Genomic DNA, 15,660 nt, shown 5'->3' on the forward strand with positions numbered 1-15,660 from the left:
CACCGTCATGTGACGCACGGGGGCGACCGGGCTCGCGTACCCTCGACCCATGCGCCGACCGTTCATGGACACCCCGGATCAGCTCGCCTCGCTGCAGGGCCAGCAGTACCTCGTGCTGCGGCCTTCCGCGGCCGTCGCGCACGAGTACGAGAGCACGCAGCGCACGCTGCTCGACGGGCCGGCACGCGGCCTTCGGCATCCGCACACCGGACATGTGACGTTGCGCGGATTCTTCGAGGCGGAGCGCCGAGAAGAGGTCGCGGCCCTGGTCCGCGAGTGGGCTGCTGAACAGCCTCCGATCGAGGTGACGGCGGATGCCGTCGACGCGTTCCCGTCTCCCTGGCAGGTCGTCATCCTCCGCGCGGCGCGGTCTGCATCTCTCGTCCAGGCGTACTCTCGCCTCACGGACAGGCTCGAGCCGACCGACTACCGACGGCTCGATGAGCTGAGCGTCGACGACTGGACCTTCCACCTCTCCCTCGTCTACGCACGCTCCCTCGGCGCTGCGGAGTGGGAGGTTCTGGAGCGCGCGGCGCGTCGCGCATTCGAGCTCCCGCCGACCGAGACCATAACCGAGGCCGAGTTCGTCTGGTACGACGAGGGCGGGGAGCACGCCGAGATCATCCCGCTCGGCGGCTGACTCACTCCAGGTAGGGCTGGATGGGCGCGTAGCCCTCGATCTCCTCCTGGATGCGGTCCACGGCCGCCTGGTCGAGACCCGCGTCGCCGGCGACCTCGCGCCAGCCCGTCGTGACGACATCGCCGAAGTTGTGTCCGTGCCGTGCGGGCACGGCCTCGCCGCCGAGCATGTCGATGCCGACCTGCACGGCGGTCACGACCGGTATCCACCGCATCTCCGGGCTGACGTCATCCGCTCGCTGCGACGGATCCAGCCACTCGGGCGGACTCCAGATCAGCTCGGGAGTGAGCCAGGTCACCGGGTCGGTCGCGTGCTGCAGGTACAGCACGCGCGGCTCCGACCAGGGCCCTGGCAGCAGGCTCTCGTCCCCCGCGCGGGAGATCCACCGCACCTCTCGTCCGTCTGCGAGCACCGGCTGCCACACCGGGCTCCCGGGATCGCGCGCCCCCTGCAGTGTGCGCCACAGCGCCGATCCGTTGGGGCTGCCGACGAACATCGCCCCGTCCGCACGAGACCGCAGATCGCCGAGGCCGTCGAACACCGCCTGTCCGCCGTGAGCGCCGAGGCTCAGACCGTACACGATCAGCTCGGGGCGGTCATCGGCGGGGAGCTGGGACCACCGCTCCTCGACCGCGTCGAACAGCGCCCGCGCCGACTCGACGGGAGCGTCCGGATCGAACAGGAACGACACCCAGCTCGGGGTGTAGGCGTACTGCATCGCGGCGATCGCGGTGTCACCGGCGTGCAGGTACTCGATCGCGTCGACGGTCTGCGCCTCCAGCCAGCCCGACCCGGTGGTCGTCGCGACGACGAGCACCGAGCGGTCGAACGCGCCCGTCCGCTCCAACTCGTCGACGACGAGCTGCGCCCTCGCCTCCGAGGTCTCCGCGGACTCCAGCCCCGCGTAGACGCGGATGGGGTCCTTCGCCTCCACTCCGGTGAGCGCCGTGATCTCCGACGCCGTTGGTCCACCGCCGATGAAGGCGCTGCCGTGCCGCCCCAGGTCCTCCCAGCGGATCGCCGACCCGGCCCCGGCGGAGCGGAACTCGCTCGACGGCTCGACGGCCTCGGCATCCGGGGCTCCGTTGAGTCCCTTGTAAACCGCGTCGACACCGAACATGACGACGAGCACCGTCGCGGCGACGCCCGCGACCAGCGCGGTGAGGGTGCCGAACAGCGACACCGGTGTTCCCGACGTGCGCTGGAGCGCGCGGAAGACGCGACGGTTGAGTTTTCCGACCGCGATCAGGATGACGACGACCGGGAGGAATCCGAGCAGGAACCCGGCGAGGTCCACGGCGTCCAGCGGAGGCATCTCCACTGCTCTGCGCACCTCGTTCTGCCATGCGACGGCGAGCACGGACAGCGCTCCGACCGCGACGAGCCAGAGCACCCCGTACGCGATCCAGAGGATCGGTCGGCTGCGCATCGGCACGAGGCGTCGGATGCCGAGCCACGCCGCCGTGCCGACTCCATAGCCCACAGCGAAGGCGACCGCCGTGATGAGCCCCTGGAACAGCGCCGCACGAGGGAGCAACGACGGGGTCGCCGACAGCACCGCCAGCAGCAGGCCGCCGAGCGCTCCGCCCGGATCGACGTGCCACCAGCGACGGCGGGGCGAGTCCGAATCCTTCATGGCATCAATGATGGACGAGCGCCTTCAGCGCGATGAGCACCCCGCCGAACGCGGCGGTGACGAGCATGCTCCCGAGGCGCACCCACAGGCTGTCGCTGCGGGAGGCGGCGATGAACCAGCCCAGCAGCCCGAGCAGCATCACATCGGCGCCGAGGGCGAGCCACACGGCGTCCGCATCGCGGAGGACACCGATCACACCGAGCAGCAGGATGACGACGGGAACCGCACCGACGACGATCATTCCGGACGACTCCCCGATCCCGTGCGCGAGCGCCTCGCCGAGCGATCGGCGCTCGGACCCCCTGGCCATCCAGGAGACCGCCGAGGAGTAGACGTGCGCCGCGAAGAACACCAGCAGCGTCGTCACGACCGAGATCAGGGCGTCTCCGGAACTCGCGGTGAGGTTGCGGCTGACGACGATCATGCCGGCGACGATGATCAGCCCGTAGATCCCCTCGGCGGAGGTGGCCAGCCGGCCGGCCCACGAGGCGCCGGCCGACGGCATCCCCCTTCCGGAGAAGGGGGCGCCGCCGACCGGGGCCTCGTCGTGATCGCGCATCGCCTGCCCGATCAGCCGCTGCACTGCATCACGCCGAGGCGCGACGCAGCGCGGACTGCTTCAACGAGGCGAACTCGGCCTCGCTGATCGCACCGGCGTCGAACAAGCGCTTGGCCCGCTCGATCTCGTCGGTGGGCGTCGCGGCCGTCCCGGCAACCGAGCGGACGTAGTCCTCGGCGGCGGACTGCGCGGCGGCGGACTGCTGCGCGGCGCGCTCGCCCATGCCCTTGCCGCGCACGATGAGGTACACCAGCGCGGTGAGGAAGGGCAGGAACACCAGGAAGAGCAGCCAGACCGCCTTCGCGAAGCCGTTGAGCGCGCGGTCGCGGAACAGGTCGCTGATGATCGAGAACAACGCCATCAGATAGGCGACGAAGACGAAGACCGTGAGAGACCACCAGAGGATGTCGACGATCGAGGACCAGAAATGCATGCTGTTGTACTCCTTGCCGCGTCTGCGGCGTTCGTGACGGATGCCGCAGGTGCGGCATCCGGGATCATGGGGCGGGCTCAGGCGCCGAGGAGCCGCTGCTTCTGCGCCTCGAACTCCGCGTCGGTGAGCACGCCGGCATCCCGCAGCTGGCCGAGCTGCTGGAGCTGTGCGATCACCTGGGTCATGTCCGGCGCAGCGGCGGGTGCAGGGGCGGCGGGCGCGGGCGCGGTGGCCGCGAGGCGAGCAGCGGCGTCATCCACCGCCTGCGCCTGCTGCGCGGCCACGGCGGCGTCCTGGGCCGCCCACTGCTGGTGCTGCCGACGCTGGACGTTGCCGACCACCCGGGTGGCGACCGCCGCGCGTGCGGCCGTGCGGAGCAGGCTCATGATGCGACTCCCTCGTCCAGATCGGCGGCGTCGATGCCGCCCGCCCATGCCTCGCGCCCGCCGAGCGCCGTGATGCGGTCGGCGACCGTCGCGAGGCTGCGGTCCTCGTAGACGACCACGAGCGCCCGCTCGCCCGCTCGCAGTTCGCGTCCGATCTCCGAGAGGTCGTCGTCATCGAGCAGATCGGTCTCCGCGGCGGCCGCGGTCTCGTCTGCGAAGGTCAGCCGGCGCACCGTCCCGTCGTCGGAGCGCTCCACCAGCTCGAGATCGAGCACCTCGACGGCGTGCGAGAGCTGCAGGCTCTGCAGCTCGGCGATGACGGAGACGAGCTCCGCGTCGGCCGGCACAGCGAAGACCGCGAAGCTCAGCGGTCCGACGTAGTTCGACGTGGTCATGGTGGTCACTCCCCCGCCCGGAACGCGCGCGCGGACTCCAGCAGGATGCGCGCGCCGAAGCCCGTCGCCCCCGCCGTCCGCCAGGAGTCGTCCTTCTCGGTCTGCATGGTGCCGGCGATGTCGAGGTGCGCCCACGGGGTCTCCCCCACGAAGTGCGCGAGGAAGAGCGCCGCAGTCGTCGCCCCGGCGAACGGCCCGCCGAGGTTGGCGATGTCGGCGATCTCCGAGTCGAGCTGCGGCCGGTACTTGCGCTCCAGCGGCAGCTGCCACACGGATTCGTCCACCGCGGCGGATGCCGTGCGGACGAGGTCGATCGTCTTCTGGTCGTTGCCGAGCACCGGCGCGGTCGCGGGGCCGAGCGACACCAGCGCGGCGCCGGTGAGCGTCGCGATGTCGATGATGGCGTCCACGCCGTCCTCGTTCGCGAGCATGAGAGCGTCCATCATCACCAGTCGTCCTTCGGCGTCGGTGTTCTTGACCTCCACAGTCGTCCCCCCTCGGGCGGTCAGCACGTCGCCGAGCTTGTACGAGGTGCCCGAGGGCATGTTGTCGGTGCACATCAGCCACCCGGTGACCTGAGCGGTCACGCCCGCGTCGCGGAGGCCGGTGAAGGCCCCGAGCACCGCCGCGGCTCCTCCCATGTCCATCTTCATGAGCAGGTGCATGGGGTCGCTGGGCTTGAGGCTGATGCCTCCGGAGTCGTACATGATGCCCTTGCCGACCAGCCCGAGGTGGCCGGTCGCCTCACCCGACGGCGTGTAGCTCAGCTTCACCATCCGAGGCTCCTCCACGGAGCCCTGGTTGACGCCGAGCAGGCCGCCGCAGCCGAGGTCGATGAGCGCCTGCTTGTCGAACAGCTCCACCTCGAACCCGAATCGCTCTCCGAGCTCCGTCGCGATCTCTCCGAGGTTCACGGCGGTGAGGTGCCCCGGCGGGGTGTTGGCGAGGTCGCGCGCGACCACGCCCGCCCGCGCACCCGTGCGTGCTTCAGCGATGGCGGCATCCGCACCCCCTGGCACATCGAGCACGAGCGAGGCGAGCGGGACGTGCGGCGAGGAGCCGCGCAGCACGGTGTACCGGTAGCGGGCGAGCAGGGCCCCCTCCGCCAGCATCCGAACAGCGGTGTCCGCGTCGACGTCGTCGAGGTCGTCGATGCGGAGACCCAGTCGCGAACGGCGGGATGCCGCGCGCACGAACGTCGCGGCGGCATCCCGCAGCGCATTCGCCGTCGTCTCGCCCCGTGCTCCGAGCCCTACGGCGACGATGTCGGCCGCACCCGCCTGAGGGAGCAGGAGAGACGACCCCGCCGCGCCGGTGAAGCCGGCCTGCTCGAGCGCCGCTCTGTCGAAGACGAGCTCCGCCGGCACGTCGCCATCGGAGTGCACTCCGATGCCGAGCGCCTCGATGTCGTCTGGCACGACCCCGACCGTGATCGTCGCGGCGTCGAGCGCGTCGAGGCCCGGCACGGTCGGGAGGTCGGCGGGGATCAGCTTGTTCGGTCTGCGTTCCATGATGGCTCCTTGCGTGCGGTGGTGATGTCGAGGCCCGCCGCCCGGTCCCGGGGGAGGGTGAGGCCGGACGGCGGGGAGGGTCAGCCGACGACGTCGACCGGTGAGCCGGGTCCCCACGGGATGCCGAGGAGGAACCACACGACGTAGAGCGCGACCCAGGAGATCAGCATCCAGACCGCGTACGGGATCATCAGCGCGATGATCGTGCCGATGCCCGCGTCCTTCTTGTAGCGCTGCGCGACCGTCACCATGAACGGCAGATACACCATCAGCGGGGTGAGCACGTTGACCGGGGAGTCGCCCACCCGATACGCCGCCAGCAGCGTCTGGGGCGCGACGTCGAGCGAGGCGAAGATCGGGATGAACACCGGAGCGAAGATCACCCACTTGGGCACGAGCCCCGGGAGGATGAAGTCGAGGATCACGATCACGAGGATGAACGCGAGCAGGAGCACGATCGCCGGCACGCTCGCCTGCTGCAGGAGCTCGGCGGCTGACACCGCGGCCACGGTGGGCAGGTTGGTCCAGTTGAACAGCGCGATGAACTGGGCGATCATCAGGAACATCACCAGCAGTCCGCCGAGGCTGGCGAACGTCTTCGCGATGGCTCCGACCGCGGCCGAGCCTCCCCTGAGCGTCTTCGCCCCGGCGCCGTAGGCGACACCGCACACGAGGAACGCGAGCGAGATGATGAACACGAGACTCGCCATGAACGGCGTGGTGCCGATGATGTCGCCCGTCTCGGGGTCGCGCAGCGGCGCGCCAGGGGGAAGGGTCAGCAGCAGGATCACGGCGAGGTAGCCGAGCAGCGCCCAGAAGGAGAAGCGGAGTCCCCGGGCCTCGGCATCGTGGTCGACGCCGTCGGCCTCGTCGGCGACGGTCATCTCCGAGCGGTCGTACGAACCGAGCCGCTTCTCGGTGATGAACATGGTCACGAGCAGGGCGACTGTGGTCAGCAGCAGCGTCGACACGATGCCGAAGTACCAGTTCTGGGTCACCTCGATCGGCTGCATGCCCGCAGCGGTGAGCACCTCGTTGGTGATCTCGGTGAGCATGCTGTCGCTCGGGGTGATCAGGATGTTGGCGCCGAACGCGGCTCCGACGCCCGCGAACGCCCCGGCGAGCCCCGCGAGCGGATGCCGCCCGACGGTGAGGAAGGCCGCGGCCGCGAGCGGGACCAGGATCAGATACCCGGCATCCGTGGCGACCGAGGAGAGCACGCCGACGAAGATGAGGATCGCGGCGATCCAGCGGCGCGGCGCGACCTTCACGACGCGACGGATCATCGCCCCCATGAGACCGGCGTGCTCGGCGACGCCGACGCCCGCCATCGCGATCAGCACGACGGCGACCACTCCGAAGCCTGCGAAGTTGTCGACGAAGGAGGAGAAGAAGAAGCGGGCGCCCTCGATGGAGAGGAGGTTGCGCACCTCGAAGGTGCGCTCCTCGATCGTGTAGTCGGGCGTCTCGGCCGGCAGCCCGGTGGTGGTGTCGTAGATCTGCCAGCCGCCGCCGAACTGCTCGTTGAGCTCGTCCAGCTGGCTCTGCGGACCGGGGACGACCACCTCGTCGGTGACGGAGACTCCGGCCCAGGCGAGCAGGAAGGAGAGGACGGCGATGAACCCGATCAGATAGACGAACATGATCGTCGGATCAGGGACTTTGTTGCCGACCTTCTCGATCCAGTTCAGGAACCCCTTGCGATCGGCGTCGGGGGCACTCAGCGTCATATCGCCAGCCATAGCCCCATGATCTTGGCGCGAGGGATGCCGGGGCAAGCTGACCCCCTAGAACTAGGGGGTCCCCTTGACGTCGGGGCCTTCTATTGTGTGAACCAATGGATCCGATCACCTCCACCCTCGTCATCCTGCTCTGCGCGGTGATCGCGTTCGTCTCGAACCGGATCCCGCTCGGGGTCGTCGCCGTGGGCGTCTCGATCGCGCTGTACCTCTTCGGCGTCCTCGATCTGAACACCGCGCTGTCAGGGTTCGGCGATCCGACGGTGCTGTTCATCGCCTCGCTCTTCGTCGTGAGCGAGGCTCTGGAGGCCACCGGCATCGTCGCATGGGCCGGACAGGAGGTCATCGCCAGGACCGGCACCCGGCGCCGGAGACTGCTGCTGACGATCGGGCTGCTCACCGCCGTGCTGACCGCAGTGATCAGCGTGAACGGGTCGGTCGCCTCGCTGCTGCCCCTCGTGGTCGTGGTGGCGGCGCGCGCGGGCATCGCGCCCTCGCAGATGCTGATGCCGCTGGCGTTCTCCGCGCACGCCGGTTCGATGCTCGCCCTGACCGGGACCCCGGTGAACATCATCGTCTCCGACATCGCCGCCGAGAACGGCGGCAGGCAGTTCGGGTTCTTCGAGTTCGCTCTGGCCGGTCTCCCCCTGCTCGTCGGAACTCTCGCGATCATCCTGCTGCTCGGTTCGCGCCTGCTGCCGACGCGCAGCCCGGTGTCGGCCCCGGTCGACCTGGAGCAGCTCGCCGCGGCGCTGCGGGCCGACTACGAGATCGCCCCCGAGCGTGCGCTGATGTCTCCGGCGCGCGGCGTCGCCGAGGTCGTCGTGCCTCCTCGGTCCTCGCTGATCGGGCTGCACGTGTTCCCTGGAATGTGCACGCCCAGCGGCGACCTCGTCATCCTGGGCGTCCGTCGCGGCGAGGAGGCCTTCGACGAATCGGGCACCGAGCTCAGCGCCGGAGACGCCCTGCTGCTCGACGGGTCATGGGACGATCTGCAGCGGCACACCGCGAAGCGCGAGGAGGTGCTCGTGGTGGACGCGCCGCTGACCCTGCGTCGCTCCGTGCCACTCGGGGCCGGAGCCAAGCGGACGGCCGTGATCCTGCTCGCGATGATCGTGCTGCTCGCGACGGGCATCGTGCCGGCGGCGATCGCCGGGCTCCTCGCCGCCGGCGCCCTGATCCTCACCGGAGTCGTCTCGATCACCCGGGCCTACCGCGCGATCTCCTGGACCACGGTGATCCTCGTCGCCGGGATGATCCCGCTCTCGACCGCCTTCCAGGAGACGGGCGCGGCGCAGCTGATCGCCGACGGGCTGCGCTCGTTCCTCGGAGAAGCCGGTCCTCATGCGGCGGTCGCCGTCATCGTGCTGATCACGCTCGTGCTCGGCCAGCTCATCAGCAACACCGCCACGGTGCTCATCGTCGCACCGGTGGCCGTGGCCCTCGCCTCGGCCATGGACGCGTCAGTGATGCCGTTCATGATGGCGCTGACGGTGGCCGGGGCGGCGGCGTTCCTCACGCCGGTCGCCACCCCCGCGAACCTCATGGTGATGGAGCCCGGGGGCTACCGCTTCGGCGACTACGCCAAGCTCGGGTTGCCTCTGATGGCGCTGTTCTTCGCGGTGGCGGTGTTCTACGTGCCGCTGATCTGGCCGTTCTGAGAGCGGGGCTCCGCGCTCAGCTGAGGCCCGAGTACGCGTGCAGACCCTTGAAGAAGACATTCACGATGGTGAAGTTGAACATCACCGACGCGAAGCCGACGATCGACAGCCATGCCGACGGGTTGCCGCGCCAGCCACGCGTCGCCCTGGCGTGGATGTAGCCCGCGTACACGACCCAGATCACGAAAGTCCAGGTCTCCTTGACGTCGAAGCCCCAGTAGCGACCCCAGGCGTCCTGCGCCCAGATGGACCCTGCGATCAGCGTGAACGTCCACAGGATGAAGCCGATGATCGTGAAGCGGTAGGCGAGGCTCTCGAGGCGGTCGGACCCCGGCAGCGTGCGGAGGAATCCGGGACCGGTCTTCGCGGCCTCCTCGCGCACCAGCCGCTCGCGGCGGGCCTGCATGAGCTGGATCACCGAGAGTGCGAACGCGAGCGCGAAGAACGCGGTGGCGAGCGACGCGACGAACACGTGGATGATCAGCCAGATGCTCTTCAGCGGGTCCATCAGCGGCGTGACGGCGACGTAGAAGTTCGTCGCCGCGAGTCCGAGCAGGACCACGACGAGACCGGTGATGAAGGTGCCGAGGTAGCGGAGGTCGATGCGGGTGAGCACGACGAGGTAGACGAGGACGATCAGGAGCGTGCCGATCATCGCGAACTCGTAGAGGTTGGCCCATGGCACGCGTCCGGCCGCGATGCTGCGGGTGACGACGGCGGCGAGGTGGAACACCCAGGCGAGGATCGTCAGCGAGGTGCCGATGCGCGCCATCACGAAGCGCTGCGGCGCGGGATCCGCGGCGGCGCCGGTCGCGGTGACCGTCGGCGCTCCCCCACGGGCGCCGACGCCGACGAGCTCGCCCTCGCGGACGGTCTTCGCATCGGCCGTCGCCTGCGAGCGGCGCGCCAGGTCGAAGGCGTACGCCACGAAGGAGGCCGCGTAGATCGCGATCGCGGTCCACAGGAGGACGGGCGAGATCACGGTGAGCTCGAGCATGCTGTCAGTCTACTTTCGGAGTGTCGGATGCCGGGGGCTCGGATGCCGGGGGCTCGGATTCGTGTTCCGCCTCATGGGCGGCCGTGACACCGGCGGCGTCGAGCAGCCGTGCGTGCCCGGCCACGAGGTCGTCGACGGCGGCGCCGAGCGTGGGGTCCTCACCTCGCGCCAGACCGGCGTACTCCAGCGCGACCCCGTCACCGGAGTGGGTGGCCTTGACCCACACGCGACGGCGCGGCACGAAGAGCGCCAGCATCAGCCCGCCGAGGGCCAGGAGGGCGAACACGAGCACCCACACCGACGACGCGTCGTGGTGGATCTGCAGCGACGCGAACCTCTTCACCGAGTGCGTGAGGTCGGTCGCCCCAGCGGGAGACTCGTCTTCGAAGGTCACGGTGCCGAGCCCGTTCGGGAGATCCGCGGTCTTGCCCGGGGTCAGCTTGATCGACTCGACGTCCGTCGTGCGGCCGGTGAGCTTCGTCATCCCCGTGGTGTCGAGCACGTAGACCGAGCGGGGCGTGCCCTCGTTGATCCCGAGGTCACCCGAGTAGACGTCGAGGGTGAGCGTGGGGTTGGTCAGATCGCCGTACGCGGAGAAGAAGGCCCCCGTGTCGAGCACGCCGGTGGTGGGGTAGAAGAACCCGAGGAGACCGAGTTGCTCCGGCATCCCGTCGGTGACCTTGACGACGCCGAGCGAGGTCATGCTCGTGTCCTGCGGGAGGAAGGGGACGCTGTTCTTGAAGACGACCTTGCCGTCGGCGTTGCGGACCGTGATGGTCGGCGCGTAGCCGTTGCCGAGCAGGTAGATCCGGTCGCCGCCGACCTCGAGCGGATGGTTCACCTTCACCGAGCCGGTGCGCGTGTCGCCGTTCTCCTTGAGCGTGACGTTGGCGGAGAAGTCGCCGGCCTGCCCCGAGCCCGGCTCTCCGAACGGCTGGTAGGTGACGTCGAAGCTGTCGAGCCGCATCGAGTAGGGCGTGAGAGCTCCGTCGCCGACGAAGCGGCCGCGGTTCATGGAGTCGTAGTCGAGAAGGGTGTTCGCGAAGGTCTCCCCCTCGACCAGCACGCGCTGGCCGGTGTAGGCGAAGCCGCCGCCGACGCCGACCGTGATGAGCACGCCGACCAGCGCGATGTGGAAGAGCAGGTTGCCCGTCTCGCGCCAGTACCCGCGCTCGGCGGAGACCGAGAAGGTGCGCCCGGCGTCGTAGCGCTCGACGCGGTACCCGAGGGCCTTCAGCTGCTTCTGGGCGATGTCGATGGACGCGGCCGCGTCGGCGGCGGCATCCGTGCTCGTGCGCTGCACCGCGCGGAAGTCGGCGAGCCTCTTCAGCCGTGCGGGGGTGCGCGGCGGGCGCGCCTGCAGGGCTTTGAGGTGGTGCTTGATGCGCGGGATCACGCAGCCGACGAGGGAGGTGAACAGCAGCAGGTAGATCGCCGAGAACCACGGCGACAGGTAGACGTCGAACATCTTCAGCGAGTCGAGCACCGGGAAGATGTCGGGGTTGTTGCGCTCCCACTGCGTCACGCCGTTGGGGTCGGCCATGCGCTGGGGGAAGATCGAGCCGGGGATCGCCGCGATCGCGAGCACGAGCAGCAGGATCAGGGCCGTGCGCATCGAGGTGAGCTGGCGCCATCCCCACCGCAGCCAGCCGATGAAACCGAGCTTGGGCTGGACGATCGTGTCGTCGCCGTCGATGTGGTCGGACGGGCGCAGCGGGTCGGTGTCCACGGGGTCCTTCTGGTCGTTCAGGTCAGAGCGGGAGGATGACACTGTTCATCACCGCCGTCAGCCGGGACATGATGTCGGTCCACAGCCCGGTCACCATGAGGATGCCGAGCACGATGAGCAGGACGCCGCCGATGACGTTCACCACGCGGATGTGGCGGCGCAGGAAGCCGATGGCCCTCGTCGCCCAGCCGAACCCGAGGGCGACGAGCAGGAACGGGATGCCGAGGCCGAGCGAGTACGCGAGCCCGAGGAATCCGGCGCGCACCGGGTCGCCCGCATTGAACGAGAGCGCGAAGATCGCCGTGAGAGTGGGCCCGAGACAGGGCGCCCAGCCGATGCCGAGCGCGACGCCGAGCAGCGGGGCTCCGGCGACGCCGAGCTTCGAGTCGACGTGGAATCGGAACTCGCGCTGGGCGAAGCCGAAGAGCCCGAGGAACACCAGGCCCATGATGATGATCACGACGCCGAGGATGCGGGTGATCAGATCGCCCCATCGGATCAGGAACACGTTCGCGACGCCGCCGAGTGCCGTGATGGCGACGAAGACGACGCTGAAGCCGAGGATGAAGAGCAGCACTCCCAGCACGAGACGACCGCGCCCTGGTGCGACGGCGTTCGGTCGTCCCTGCGCAGCGCGCGGCGACACTGCACCGCCGAGGAAGCCGAGGTATCCGGGGACGAGCGGGAGCACGCACGGGGAGAGGAAGGAGATGAGCCCCGCCAGCATCGCCACAGGGATCGCCAACCAGAGCGCACCCGAGTTGATGATGACCTCGGGGTTCACAGCGCACCCCGCGCGCTCACGAGGTCTCCGCGAGCGCGTCCTTGACGAGCGTGGAGAGGATCGACGGACTGTCGATCGGCCCGATGATGCGGGCGGCGACGCGGCCCTGCTTGTCGAGCACCAGCGTGGTCGGCGTGGCCTGGATCGGCACGACCTCGGCGAACGCGAGCTTCGCCTCCGCGGTGTCGACGTCGATCAGGCTCGGGTAGGTGATGCCGTACTCGTCGGAGAAGGCCTTGGCGGTGTCGGCCTGATCCCTCGTGTTGATGCCGATGAACGAGACGCCCTGGTCGCCGAACTTCTGCCAGACCGCTTCGAGGTCGCCCGCCTCGACGCGGCACGGGGCGCAGCCCGCGTACCAGAAGTTCACGACGGCGACCTTGCCGGCGATGTCGGCGCTGGAGAACTTCTCCCCCGCCTCGGTGACGCCTGCGAAGTCGACGGGGTCGCCGCGCTCGGCGACGGGGATCTCGACGATCGCGCCGTCGGCCGCCACGTAGCCGGTGTTCTCGCCGCTCAGGAACGAGTCGCTGACGGCATCGGGGGCGCAGGCGCTGAGGCCGATGGCGAACACCGCGGCGAGCGCGGCTCCGACCGCACCACGAAGGACGCGAATGCGGGAGCGGCGGCCGCTGCGGATCGGGCGAACCGTCGAGGCGAGTGGCACGATTCCCAGTCTACGCAAGGGTTCCTATGCGTGAGCCGGACGGGTGGGGCCTCCGCGGGCCCGTTCTCGAGGGCGTCCGGAGGGACGTCAGAACCGGGCGAGGACGTCGGCGACGCCCTCGCGGAAACGCGGGCAGGTGGCGATGTCGTGCGACCGGCAGCGCATCGCGTGCTCGGTCATCTCTCTCGACCGGCGCATCTCCTCCATGCGCCGGTCCAGATCGTCGAGGTGCTCCTGCAGCACCTGATGCCGACCAGCGCTCCCGTCGTCGAGCAGCACCCCGATCTGCTCGAGGCTCATCCCCGCCGCCTTGCTGCGCTGGATCACGGCGATGCGGACGACCTCGTCCTCGCCGTAGCGGCGCCGGTCGGCCGTGTCGCGTTCGGGCCGCAGCAGGCCCACCGCCTCCCAGTGCCGCAGCACGTTGGTGGGGAGGTCGAAGCGGGCGGCGACCTCGCCGACGGACCACGGATGCTCGGCGCTTGACTTCATGTCGACATGAAGTCACAGACTGAGCGGGAACGCAACCCCATCCACGGAAGGACACCCGCACATGTACGACGCGATCGTCATCGGCGCAGGCCCCGCGGGCCTGCAGGCGGCACTCACGCTCGGACGCATGCACCGGTCGGTGCTGCTCCTGGACTCGGGCGAATACCGCAACGGCACGGTGCTGCACATGCACAACGTCGTCGCGAACGACGGCACCCCTCCCGCCGAGTTCCGGGCGACCGCACGCGCGCAGCTCGGCGCCTACGACGACGTGGAGCTCCGCGATGTCCGCGCCGAGAGCGTGTCCGGCAGCGAGGGAGACTTCACCGTGGCGCTCGCCGACCGCTCCACGGCATCGGGTCGGAACATCATCCTCGCGACCGGGGTGGTCGACGACCTGCCCGAGATCGCCGGGCTGTCGGAACTCTGGGGCACCCGAGCATTCTCCTGCCCCTTCTGCGACGGCCACGAGCACGCGGGGAAGCGGATCGCGGTCCTCGGTGGAGCGGCGCGCGCCGAGCACCTGATCGGCATGCTCGGCCGGATCGTGAGCGAGATCTCGGTCATCCCCGTGGGGGCCGCATTCACGACCGAGGAGGTCGTGTCCCTCGAGGCCCGCGGCGCCAGGGTGAGCGGCTCGGCGGTCGTCGCGGTCTCGGCTGCTGACGCCGGTGTCGTGGTGCGCACGTCCGACGCCGAGCACACCGTCGCCGGTGTCTTCGTCGCCTCGGGGACGATGCGCCAGCGCGCACCGTTCGCGGCGCAGCTCGACCTGCGGATGCTCGAGTCCGGTGCGATCGAGATCGACGACTTCGGACGTACCTCCGCGCCCGGCGTCTTCGCGGCCGGCGATCTCGCGCACCGCGCGACGCTGCCGGGACCGATGGCCGCCGTGATGCTGGCGGCGACGGCCGGCCAGCTCGCCGCGGTGGGGATCATCCAGTCGCTGCTCGCCGCCGAGCACTGACCCGGAGCGTCGAGGGCGTCAGGGGTCAGACGGCGCCGACGTCCACTGCGCCCTCGGTGGTCGCCGGTTCCGCATAGGCGACCTCGCGCCACACATCGCCGACGAGCTCGAACGACGTGACGCTCGACAGCGCACATCTCCGCGTGCGCGGGTCGTGCCGCAACGGCAGGCCTGCCACGCGGAGATGCGTGATCCAGATCGGCGCCTGGTGCGAGACCATCACCACGTCGCCGTCATCGGCTGCCTGCCAGGCCTCGCCCATGGCGCCCAGCATCCGCTCCGCGATCGAGGTGTACGGCTCGCCCCAGCTCGGCAGCGACGGCTGTCGCAGGTGCCACCAGTTGAGAGGATTCATGAGCGAGCGCCGCATCCGAGTGCCCTCGAACACGTTGGTCGGCTCGATGATGCGGATGTCGATCTCCGGCACCAGGTCGAACCGCACCGCGAAGGGCTCCGACGACTCCTGCGCCCGCTCCAGCGGCGAGGAGTACAGGGCGGCGACGGGCCGATCCAACGAGGCCACGTGATCGGCCGCCGCCTGCGCCATGCGACGTCCCGCGGTGCTCAGGTGGTAGTCGGGCAGCCGCCCGTAGAGCACCCGCGCGGGATTGTGCACCTCGCCGTGGCGGACGAGGTGCAGTCGCTTCGCCGGCACGTCAGGCCTTGCTGTAGCGGGACTCGCCGAAACCGAGGATCAGGTAGCCGATGTAGGGGAACAGGAACAGCAGGAAGAACGAGAAGACGCCGCCCTTGCCGAAGCGCTCACCGAGCTTGATCGCCACGATGATGCCGAACACGAAACCGACGATCGGGATGAGGTACAGCAGTGCGAGCCATCCGGACATCCCGGCGATGCGCACCAGGATGACGATGTTCACGATCGGGATGATCGCGAGGATGCCGGGGTACCCCGCCTTGGAGAACACCTTCCACAGGCCGATGGCCACCAGGACGTAGAAGACGAGCGCGATCAGACCGGTCGTGCCGGAGAAGATCGATGCGTAGAGATCGGAGATGCCGTTGGAGTCCACGATGCATCCTTTCTGTGTGATGGCTGTGTCGAG

General features: G+C 69.6%; 17 protein-coding genes. 3 read left to right on the top strand and 14 right to left on the bottom strand.

The annotated features are described in order from the left end of the window. Positions 1-49: 49 nt before the first annotated feature. Positions 50-640, top strand: coding sequence for a 2'-5' RNA ligase family protein (locus tag LC438_RS14810; RefSeq protein WP_223587032.1), 591 nt, complete (start codon positions 50-52; stop codon positions 638-640). Between the two features lies 1 nt (position 641). Here LC438_RS14810 and LC438_RS14815 read toward each other — a convergent pair whose 3' ends face one another. The 7 genes from LC438_RS14815 to LC438_RS14845 all read right to left on the bottom strand — a co-directional run bounded on the left by LC438_RS14815 (position 642) and on the right by LC438_RS14845 (position 7,290). Next, positions 642-2,276, bottom strand: a complete 1,635-nt coding sequence (locus LC438_RS14815) for an alpha/beta-hydrolase family protein (protein WP_223587033.1) — start codon at positions 2,274-2,276, stop codon at positions 642-644. Positions 2,277-2,280: 4 nt separating this feature from the next. Continuing rightward, entirely contained in the window at positions 2,281-2,859 is a 579-nt protein-coding gene (locus LC438_RS14820; protein ID WP_105676008.1) for a hypothetical protein, read from the bottom strand. A 4-nt stretch (positions 2,860-2,863) separates the two neighbouring features. Further along, positions 2,864-3,268, bottom strand: a complete 405-nt coding sequence (locus LC438_RS14825; protein ID WP_105676006.1) for an SHOCT domain-containing protein — start codon at positions 3,266-3,268, stop codon at positions 2,864-2,866. Between the two features lie 77 nt (positions 3,269-3,345). Beyond that, positions 3,346-3,654: an SHOCT domain-containing protein gene (locus LC438_RS14830; RefSeq protein WP_223587034.1), complete on the bottom strand. Its 309-nt coding sequence runs from the start codon at positions 3,652-3,654 to the stop codon at positions 3,346-3,348. Next, complete coding sequence (locus tag LC438_RS14835) at positions 3,651-4,049, bottom strand: hypothetical protein (protein ID WP_223587035.1); 399 nt, start codon at positions 4,047-4,049, stop codon at positions 3,651-3,653. Before LC438_RS14835 ends, LC438_RS14830 begins: the two co-directional genes overlap by 4 nt. 5 nt (positions 4,050-4,054) lie before the next feature. Further along, a complete protein-coding gene (locus LC438_RS14840; RefSeq protein ID WP_223587036.1) occupies positions 4,055-5,560 on the bottom strand; it encodes a M17 family metallopeptidase in 1,506 nt (501 codons plus the stop codon). Between the two features lie 80 nt (positions 5,561-5,640). Then, the gene (locus tag LC438_RS14845) at positions 5,641-7,290 is read right to left on the bottom strand and encodes an AbgT family transporter (protein WP_105675998.1); all 1,650 of its coding nucleotides are present in this window, start codon (positions 7,288-7,290) and stop codon (positions 5,641-5,643) included. Between the two features lie 107 nt (positions 7,291-7,397). Here LC438_RS14845 and LC438_RS14850 point away from each other — a divergent pair, with 107 nt between their 5' ends. Beyond that, a complete protein-coding gene (locus LC438_RS14850) occupies positions 7,398-8,960 on the top strand; it encodes an SLC13 family permease (RefSeq protein WP_105675996.1) in 1,563 nt (520 codons plus the stop codon). A gap of 16 nt (positions 8,961-8,976) precedes the next feature. Here the strand turns inward: LC438_RS14850 and ccsB are convergent, their stop codons facing one another. The 5 genes from ccsB to LC438_RS14875 form a co-directional block, all read right to left on the bottom strand. Next, on the bottom strand, positions 8,977-9,957 hold the full coding sequence (ccsB, locus tag LC438_RS14855; RefSeq protein WP_105675994.1) for a c-type cytochrome biogenesis protein CcsB: 981 nt from the start codon (positions 9,955-9,957) through the stop codon (positions 8,977-8,979). A gap of 4 nt (positions 9,958-9,961) precedes the next feature. Beyond that, a complete protein-coding gene (locus tag LC438_RS14860) occupies positions 9,962-11,686 on the bottom strand; it encodes a cytochrome c biogenesis protein ResB (protein ID WP_223587037.1) in 1,725 nt (574 codons plus the stop codon). A 22-nt stretch (positions 11,687-11,708) separates the two neighbouring features. Continuing rightward, a complete protein-coding gene (locus LC438_RS14865; RefSeq protein WP_223587038.1) occupies positions 11,709-12,470 on the bottom strand; it encodes a cytochrome c biogenesis CcdA family protein in 762 nt (253 codons plus the stop codon). Positions 12,471-12,486: 16 nt separating this feature from the next. Beyond that, a complete protein-coding gene (locus LC438_RS14870) occupies positions 12,487-13,137 on the bottom strand; it encodes a TlpA disulfide reductase family protein (protein WP_105675990.1) in 651 nt (216 codons plus the stop codon). 87 nt (positions 13,138-13,224) lie between these two features. Continuing rightward, on the bottom strand, positions 13,225-13,629 hold the full coding sequence (locus LC438_RS14875) for a MerR family transcriptional regulator (protein WP_223587039.1): 405 nt from the start codon (positions 13,627-13,629) through the stop codon (positions 13,225-13,227). A 61-nt stretch (positions 13,630-13,690) separates the two neighbouring features. On the opposite strand from LC438_RS14875, the gene LC438_RS14880 reads away from it, so the two are divergent. Beyond that, positions 13,691-14,596 carry an NAD(P)/FAD-dependent oxidoreductase gene (locus LC438_RS14880; RefSeq protein WP_223587040.1) on the top strand — a complete coding sequence of 302 codons (906 nt, stop codon included), beginning with the start codon at positions 13,691-13,693 and terminating at the stop codon, positions 14,594-14,596. 25 nt (positions 14,597-14,621) lie between these two features. Here the strand turns inward: LC438_RS14880 and LC438_RS14885 are convergent, their stop codons facing one another. Beyond that, positions 14,622-15,251, bottom strand: a complete 630-nt coding sequence (locus LC438_RS14885; RefSeq protein WP_105675984.1) for a histidine phosphatase family protein — start codon at positions 15,249-15,251, stop codon at positions 14,622-14,624. Position 15,252: 1 nt separating this feature from the next. Further along, positions 15,253-15,627 (bottom strand): DUF5684 domain-containing protein, encoded by a 375-nt coding sequence (locus LC438_RS14890; RefSeq protein ID WP_105675982.1) that lies wholly within the window; start codon positions 15,625-15,627, stop codon positions 15,253-15,255. Positions 15,628-15,660: the final 33 nt, after the last annotated feature.

This window comes from Microbacterium sp. OVT16B (assembly GCF_019969705.1).
GTDB classification, from domain to species: domain Bacteria; phylum Actinomycetota; class Actinomycetes; order Actinomycetales; family Microbacteriaceae; genus Microbacterium; species Microbacterium natoriense.